The sequence below is a fragment of the Serratia sp. NPDC078593 genome (assembly GCF_050268245.1).
Lineage (GTDB): Bacteria > Pseudomonadota > Gammaproteobacteria > Enterobacterales > Enterobacteriaceae > JBNNGK01.
In genome coordinates, this window is record NZ_JBNNGK010000047.1 from 1 (window position 1) to 1,998 (window position 1,998).

Sequence of the window (1,998 nt, forward strand, 5' to 3'; positions counted from 1 at the left end):
GCCAACGCTATCCGCGCACTCAGCATGGACGCCGTACAAAAAGCCAAATCCGGCCACCCGGGTGCACCGATGGGTATGGCCGATATCGCCGAAGTCCTGTGGCGCGACTACCTCAATCATAACCCGACCAACCCGCACTGGGCTGACCGCGACCGTTTCGTGCTGTCCAACGGCCATGGCTCCATGCTGATTTACAGCCTGCTGCACCTCACCGGCTATGACCTGCCGATGAGCGAGCTGGAAAACTTCCGCCAGTTGCACTCCAAAACGCCGGGCCACCCGGAATACGGCTACACCCCAGGCGTAGAAACCACCACCGGCCCGCTGGGCCAGGGCATTGCCAACGCCGTCGGCTTCGCCATTGCCGAGCGCACGCTGGCCGCGCAGTTTAACCGTCCGGGTCACGACATCGTTGACCACCATACCTATGCCTTTATGGGCGACGGCTGCATGATGGAGGGGATTTCCCACGAAGTCTGTTCGCTGGCCGGTACCATGAAACTCGGCAAGCTGACCGCGTTCTACGATGACAACGGCATCTCCATCGACGGCCACGTCGAAGGCTGGTTCACCGACGATACCGCCAAGCGCTTTGAAGCCTACGGCTGGCACGTGGTGCGCAACGTTGACGGCCATGACAGCGATACCATCAAGGCCGCGATTGAAGAAGCCCGCAGCGTCACCGACAAGCCATCACTGCTGATGTGTAAAACCGTGATTGGTTTCGGCTCACCGAACAAGGCCGGTACCCACGATTCTCACGGCGCCCCGCTGGGCGAAGCCGAAGTGGCCGCCACCCGCGAGCAACTGGGCTGGAAATACGCCGCCTTTGAAATCCCGCAGGACATCTACGCCCAGTGGGACGCCAAAGAAGCCGGCAAAGCCAAAGAAGCCGCCTGGAACGACAAGTTCGCCGCCTATGAACAAGCTTTCCCGGCACTGGCGGCCGAATTCACCCGTCGCATGAAGGGCGAACTGCCCGCCAACTGGCAGGCTGAGGCGAAGCAATTCGTCGCGCAGTTGCAGGCCAACCCGGCCAATATCGCCAGCCGTAAAGCCTCGCAGAACGCGCTGGAAGCCTTCGGCAAGCTGCTGCCGGAGTTCCTCGGCGGCTCTGCCGACCTGGCCCCGAGCAACCTGACGATGTGGTCCGGCTCCACCTCACTGGGCGATGACCCGGCGGGTAACTACATCCACTACGGCGTACGCGAGTTCGGCATGACCGCCATCACCAACGGTATCGCGCTGCACGGCGGTTTCCTGCCGTACTCGGCCACCTTCCTGATGTTCGTGGAATATGCCCGTAACGCGGTGCGTATGGCGGCGCTGATGAAAATCCGCAACGTGTTCGTTTACACCCACGACTCTATCGGTCTGGGCGAAGACGGCCCGACTCACCAGCCGGTAGAACAACTGGCCAGCCTGCGCGTCACGCCGAACATGAGCACCTGGCGTCCGTGTGACCAGGTCGAGTCGGCCATCGCCTGGCAGTACGGTATCGAGCGCCATGACGGCCCGACTACGCTGATTTTCTCCCGTCAGAACCTGGCGCAGCAGCCGCGCAGCACGGAGCAACTGGCCAACGTTTACCGCGGTGCCTACGTGCTGAAAGACTGTGACGGCACGCCGGAGCTGATTTTGATTGCCACCGGTTCAGAGGTCGAGCTGGCGGTGGGCGCGTACACGCAACTGACTGCGGAAGGGCGCAAGGTGCGCGTGGTGTCGATGCCGTCTACCGACGCGTTTGACAAGCAGGATGCAGCCTACCGTGAATCGGTGCTGCCGTCATCGGTGAGCGCCCGGGTGGCGATTGAAGCGGGTATTGCCGACTACTGGTACAAATATGTCGGCCTGAACGGCGCGGTAGTGGGCATGACCACCTTTGGTGAGTCCGCGCCTGCCGAGCAGTTGTTCAGCGAGTTTGGCTTCACCGTCGACAACGTGGTGGCGAAAGCCAAAGCCCTGCTGAAATAAGGCGGGCAGCGCCGTAACTGGCGC

1 protein-coding gene is annotated in these 1,998 nt (G+C 62.0%); it reads left to right on the forward strand.

All coding sequences use genetic code 11. From position 1 onward, the window contains the following. A partial coding sequence (gene tkt / locus ACQKDS_RS20165; protein ID WP_427622630.1) for a transketolase occupies positions 1–1,974 on the forward strand: 1,974 nt, incomplete at its 5' end. Positions 1,975–1,998: the final 24 nt, after the last annotated feature.